The organism is Paracoccus marcusii (genome assembly GCF_006151785.1).
GTDB classification, from domain to species: Bacteria; Pseudomonadota; Alphaproteobacteria; order Rhodobacterales; family Rhodobacteraceae; genus Paracoccus; species Paracoccus marcusii.
In genome coordinates, this window is record NZ_VDDD01000157.1 from 1 (window position 1) to 5,618 (window position 5,618).

Annotated in this window: 5 protein-coding genes and 1 pseudogene; 4 read left to right on the top strand and 2 right to left on the bottom strand. The window is 61.3% G+C overall.

Annotated features, from left to right (window positions below):
* The 4 genes from FHD68_RS19135 to FHD68_RS16745 all read left to right on the top strand — a co-directional run.
* A partial coding sequence (locus FHD68_RS19135) for a hypothetical protein (RefSeq protein ID WP_208863796.1) occupies positions 1-180 on the top strand: 180 nt, incomplete at its 5' end.
* Positions 181-280: 100 nt separating this feature from the next.
* Positions 281-664 (top strand): AMP-binding protein, encoded by a 384-nt coding sequence (locus FHD68_RS19820; RefSeq protein WP_341872774.1) that lies wholly within the window; start codon positions 281-283, stop codon positions 662-664.
* A gap of 60 nt (positions 665-724) precedes the next feature.
* Positions 725-1,570, top strand: coding sequence for a hypothetical protein (locus FHD68_RS19825; RefSeq protein ID WP_341872775.1), 846 nt, complete (start codon positions 725-727; stop codon positions 1,568-1,570).
* Positions 1,571-1,915: 345 nt separating this feature from the next.
* A complete protein-coding gene (locus FHD68_RS16745; RefSeq protein WP_206692796.1) occupies positions 1,916-2,518 on the top strand; it encodes a sugar transferase in 603 nt (200 codons plus the stop codon).
* Between the two features lie 40 nt (positions 2,519-2,558).
* On the opposite strand, the pseudogene FHD68_RS16750 reads toward FHD68_RS16745, so the two are convergent.
* Together FHD68_RS16750 and FHD68_RS16755 are read right to left on the bottom strand one after the other, a co-directional pair.
* Positions 2,559-3,735: pseudogene (locus tag FHD68_RS16750) on the bottom strand (IS3 family transposase).
* A gap of 389 nt (positions 3,736-4,124) precedes the next feature.
* Positions 4,125-5,093, bottom strand: coding sequence for a CFI-box-CTERM domain-containing protein (locus tag FHD68_RS16755; protein WP_127898086.1), 969 nt, complete (start codon positions 5,091-5,093; stop codon positions 4,125-4,127).
* Between the last annotated feature and the right edge of the window lie 525 nt (positions 5,094-5,618).

A 5,618-nucleotide genomic window follows, 5' to 3' on the forward strand; every position in this document is an offset into this window, starting at 1 on the left:
TCGCGCAAGTGCATGCGTCGGATGATGTTCAAAAGCCCCATGTGGATCACTCCGTTACCCCCGCCGCTGACCGGCGACGCGGGCGACATGCAGCTGCCGGGCGCGACCATGGCGGGGGTCTTCAACATGGGAGGGGCTGCGGTGACGAACTATGTCTCGATCTTGGAGCGGGTACGATGACCCCCGTTTCCGACCGGGTGATGAACCTGGGACATTTCCTGACCCAGAACGCACGCCGCCTGCCCTGATCCACGGCGATCACGTTACCACCTGGGCCGAGATGCAGGCCCGCGTGGGCGCGCTGGCCCATGCGCTGACCCAGGATTATGGGATCACCGAGGGCGACCGGGTGCTGGTGCAATCAGCCAACTGCCTGCAGATGCTGGAGACGATGTTCGCCTGCTGGCGCATCGGCGCGGTCTGGGTGCCCGCCAACTTCCGCCTGTCTCCCGATGATCTGGCCTATCTGGCGCAGTCATCGGGTGCGAAGGCCATTTTCTGCGGCGCGCAATTCCCCGACCACGCGGCGGCCTGCGCGGTCCACATTCCGGCGATCATCCCCATCGGCGTATCGCCCCTGGGCCCCGACCACGACGCGCTGATTGCGCGCAACATGGGCCGGATGCCGCCCGAGGCCGCGATGGCCCGCGACGATCCGGCCTAGTTCTTCTACACGTCGGGAACGACGGGGCATCCCAAGGCTGCTGTGCTTACCCACGGCCAGATGGCCTTCGTCGTTACTAACCACCTGTGCGACCTGCTGCCCGGCACCACGGAACAGGACGCGTCGCTGGTGGTGGCGCCGCTGTCCCACGGTGCGGGCATCCATGCCCTGACCCAGATCGCCCGCGGCGTGCCGACTGACGGTCGTGTGGCCTTTCACAGCGACACCCGCACCCTTGGTCCAGGCGCCCGCATCATCAGCGCGGGCCTGCATCTGGGCCAGGGGGGTAACATCCACGCACATGGGCTCTGGACCGATGCTGCGAGCGTCCTGCACATGGGGCATCTGCGCCCCGAGGCCACGCACCTGTCCCGCGACGCCTGGATCACGGGATGGCAGTTGGACGGCGCCATCTTCCGCCGCCTGCCGGACGCCGAGACGGGCTTTGCCCTGCTCCGCCCCGTTCCGACGCGCCGACGGCTGCCCGGTGGCCTGCCCGCGCGCCATGTGCGCCTGCGTCCGAATCTGGACCTCGTTCCCATGATCGCCGCGATGATGCAGACCCGTACACCGGTCCAAAACCTTGGCAGCCTTGTCGGCACCCAGTTCGCCACAGGCGCACCCCTGCCCGGCCCGGCGACAGAGATCCTCATCCTGGGTCAAGACCGCACATCACTGCACGTCGCGTCGGTCGGTCGGAGCGGCACTGTTCGCCAAGGCGTGCTGTCACGACAAAACATGATCTGCATCACCGCGGAACTGCTGCTGATCGACGCGCACCAGTCCCTAAATCACCCCACCCTGTGTATGCGCACGCGCGAAGCCAGAACTACCCAAGGCGGGACTGCAATGTCCGTCGGGAATGGGATGTCGTCGTTGCGGATACATCCGCCAGAGTTCTGCTGATTGGTCGGCACATCGTTGATTTTACTCAATCATAAGCTGCATCAATCATGTTTATTACACGGTTTTTGTTGGTCCAATTTACTCGCGCTGCTTGTATTTCTGAAGATACTCTCGACCGAAGCCTACCTAAAAGCATAGTCTGTAAAATTTTAAGGAACTTTCCGGAGATTTGCCCCTTGTGCCGCACTTGAGAGATGTTGGCACTATCAGGAAGTCGTCACGATGCGAGCTGTTCGCGTTCCGCAGGTTACCCCTCCCCTTCGTAAATCCATGTCTGTCCTGCGGGACCCGACATTCAGGTTTCGGTCTGATGCATCTTCCAACCAAGCCGCTCCTGTGGGTGGCATGGCCAAGCGGGGCCTGGATGTCACGTTGGCGGTCTTGGGCCTGCTGCTGCTGGCGCCGCTGATCCTCGCGCTGGTCATCGTCCTCAAGCTGACGGATTCCGGGCCGCTGCTCTACGGGCACCGCCGCGTAGGCTTCGGTGGCCGCGAGTTCCGCTGCTGGAAGTTCCGCACCATGGTCGTCAACGGCGACGCCGTTCTGGAGCAATACCTGCGCAAGCATCCCGCCAAGGCGGCCCTGTGGTACGAACAGCGCAAGCTGGTCGACGATCCGCGCGTCACCCCCTTGGGCGCCGTGCTGCGCAAGCTGAGCCTGGACGAGCTGCCCCAGCTTCTGAACGTGCTGACCGGAGAGATGAGCCTGGTCGGCCCGCGTCCGGTCGTGCGGGCAGAGCTGGACCATTACGCCAGCTCGACCCGCCACTATCTCGCGGCTCGCCCCGGCCTGTCCGGCCTCTGGCAGATCAGCGGCCGCAGCAACACGACCTACATGGAGCGGGTGCAGATGGACCGCTTCTACGTGATGAAGTGGAACCCGTGGATGGACCTGCGCATCATCTTCATGACCATCCCCGCCGTCGCGCTGTCCCGCGGAGCGCATTGAGCGGGCGGCTGTATCCGATGCACGAATAGCCCTGAGTTTCTTAGACACCTTCGGATGTCATCTTCTGCCGCCGTTCGAACTCGACTGGTGACAGCATCCCATTCCTCGCATGCTTGCGCTTCGGGTTGTAGAACATCTCGATGTAATCGAACACGTCCTGCCTGGCTTCTTCGCGGGTCCGATAGGTTCGCCGTCTGATCCGTTCCCGCTTGAGGAGGTTGAAGAAGCTTTCCGCCACCGCGTTGTCGTGGCAGCCTCCTAGGCGGGTCATGGAGTGCTCAAGATTGTGGGCGCACAGGAAGGCGCCGCAATCCATGCTGGTGAATTGGCTGCCCTGACCGGAGTGGATCAGCACCTTCGCCTTGGGTTTGCGTCGCTAGACCGCCATGAGCAGGGCTTGCAAGACGACGTCCGTGGTCTGGCGGCTTTGCATCGACCATCCGATGACACGCCGAGAATAGAGGTCAATGACCATCGCGAGATAGGCAAAGCCCTCCTGCGTCCGGATGTAGGTGATGTCCGTCACCCAGACACGATCCGGTGCTTCGACGTCGAACTGCCTGTCGAGGGTATTGTCGACCATGACCGAAGGCTTGCCTCCGTAGCTACCCGGACGCCGCTTGCAGCCGATCTGCGCCTTGATCCCTGCAAGCTGTATCAGTCTGGCCACGCGGTTCGCGCAGATACTTGCTCCCTGCTCCAGAAGATCGTCGTGCAGTTTTCGATAGCCGTAGACCTTGCCGCTGTCAGTCCAGGCATTGAGCAGCATCTTCGTCTGGCGCTTGTCTTCCATCACCCGATTGCTCAGCGGCACCTGAAGCCATGCATAGAATCCGCTCGGCTGGATGCGCAGGCACCGGCACATGGCCCTGACGGAAAACTGCCCTCGATGCTCGGCCACGAACGCGTATCTCACCTTGCATCCCTGGCGAAGTACGCGCTCGCCACTGTCCTCGGACCGATGGCGGACAGGGCTCGCCCTTCTTTAGAATGTCCCGCTCCTCCGACGCGCGCGCCAGCTCGCGCATCAGCCGACGGATCTCGACATCCTTATCGGTCTCGCCTGTGGCCGCCTTCGCGAACTTGCGCTTTCACGCATAGAGCGAATGCAGGCTGACCCCGAGCCGCTCCGAAACCTCCTTGATCGGGTAGCCCTGCTCCGTGATCTGTGCGACCGCGTCACGCTTGAACTCGTCTGTGAAATTGCCTGTGCCCATCATGGCATCCTTGCCTCAAGGTTAGCGAAGAAGGCGTCCAGGAAACATGGGGCTATTCAGGTCACCCTTGCAGCAACCGTCATCTGTTGGTTGGGAATCCAGACGATAAGCGCATGTGGACTAAGCGCAGGACCTCAGGATCCGTAACGAGGTAGGGAAAAACATGTTATGTTATAGTGAGACATTCTATAGCCGAAGGCGGAAGCGCCATAACAGAGAGATGCCGTTACCTGCCAAGTCCGAACGTTCGTAGGAGATGAGACGCACTGGCATCGACGAACCTCTTTGCTGCTCCATAATGCTGCAAACTTCGGTCTCTCAATGCTATGCACGAGAAGACTGGCAACATGTCCTATGGTAAGCGAACGATCAGATGGTACACGCGACGTTTACAACCGTCGATCTACACTCGCACGCCATGCCGACATGAGTGCACCTTTCTGCCTCGGCAGTGCCACCATCATATGACGGCACAGTATCTTCCGGCATCCAGATACGATCGGTCGCAGCGCCACTCGCGCCATACGGCCCGAAGCGCCGGTCGGCACGATACGCTTGGCCAGGACGGGGCCTACACGCCAGTAAAGGCGGATGAAGGCGCGGCCAGTTGGGTATTTGACAAGCACGCGATCCCGGTATCGCCGAAGCGTCACCACATCCGGATGCATGCGGTCTCCATAGGCTGCGGTTGCGACGAAGCATGCCCCTCCCGAGGCGCCCTGATCCTCCTGGTCGGTGTTAGCCTCGTCACCAGTGCCTTCGTCATCTGAAGGGTCATCACCAACGGCAGGCAATTCGTCAGCGTCTGCCGCTGGCTGCGACGTTCCAGGAACCGGCTCGCCGTCGATATACTGCGTCGTGACGGTCTGTCCGTCCACCGTCTCCTGAACCAAGACGGGCTGGGTCGTGTTCGCGAAGTTCTGGGTCATGAACAACGCGTCCTGAGTTCCGCCCTGTCCCTCGACCGACCCCAACGACAGGCCGATCCCGATATACGCGACATCGGGATCGAGGATGTTCGCCTGATGGGAGGGGCTTTCCATCAGCGCGGAATGCAGCCGGTCGATGTCGGCTTCGGTGGCCGGACCTCTCAGTCCCGTATAGGCCACATTCTCCGTCAGGTTCCACGACCCGCCGGCAAGCGGAAAGTCCGCATCCTCGACCCTGTCGGTCGGAGAGGATCCATTCTCGCCAGCGTGCGAAATTGCCTGCTCTTCGGCCATCCAGTCGGAATGGTCCTGGGCTGCGGCGTTCAGATGAACTTCGACGCGGACCGGGTTGAGGCCAGTCTGTTCCCGCTCTGCATTCACCAGATCGACGACGTGAAGTTCAAGACTGTTCGCGATCTCAGATGGCATCTTCCGCTCCAATTCCGTGAAGGAGGAGCGCGATGAAAATTTGCCGACGCAGTGGCCTGCTTGTCAGGCACGCTGCCTCATCTGACGCGAAGCTTGTCACAGCTTCCCAAGCTTTTCCAGATGAGCAGGCACGGTCGGCGACCGTCCGCCGGGTGATTGCATCAGGCCCTGTCCCTTCACGCGTCCCGCGCCGGCTTTGCGCGAACGCACGGACCCTTCGTTCAACACTCAGTCCATGCAGCACGATCATGCGGAGCCATCATGCTCGCCTGCTCCACCAGCGAACGATGCAGGGCTTCGAGAGAGGATGCCGAAAGAACAATGATGCCGCCAGCATGCCTCAAGACCAAGCACAATCATGACTCCTCCAGAAGCACGCGGGTTGGAATCGAGCGCGAAATTCCCCTTCACTGATGTTCTCCCCATTCTTTTGACAGGATCTGGCGCTTTTTAAGCTCTGATCTGCTCCTGCTGATCGGGTTGCGTTGCTTCTGCTGTCAGTGAGCAGACCACTGCCGGCGGTCG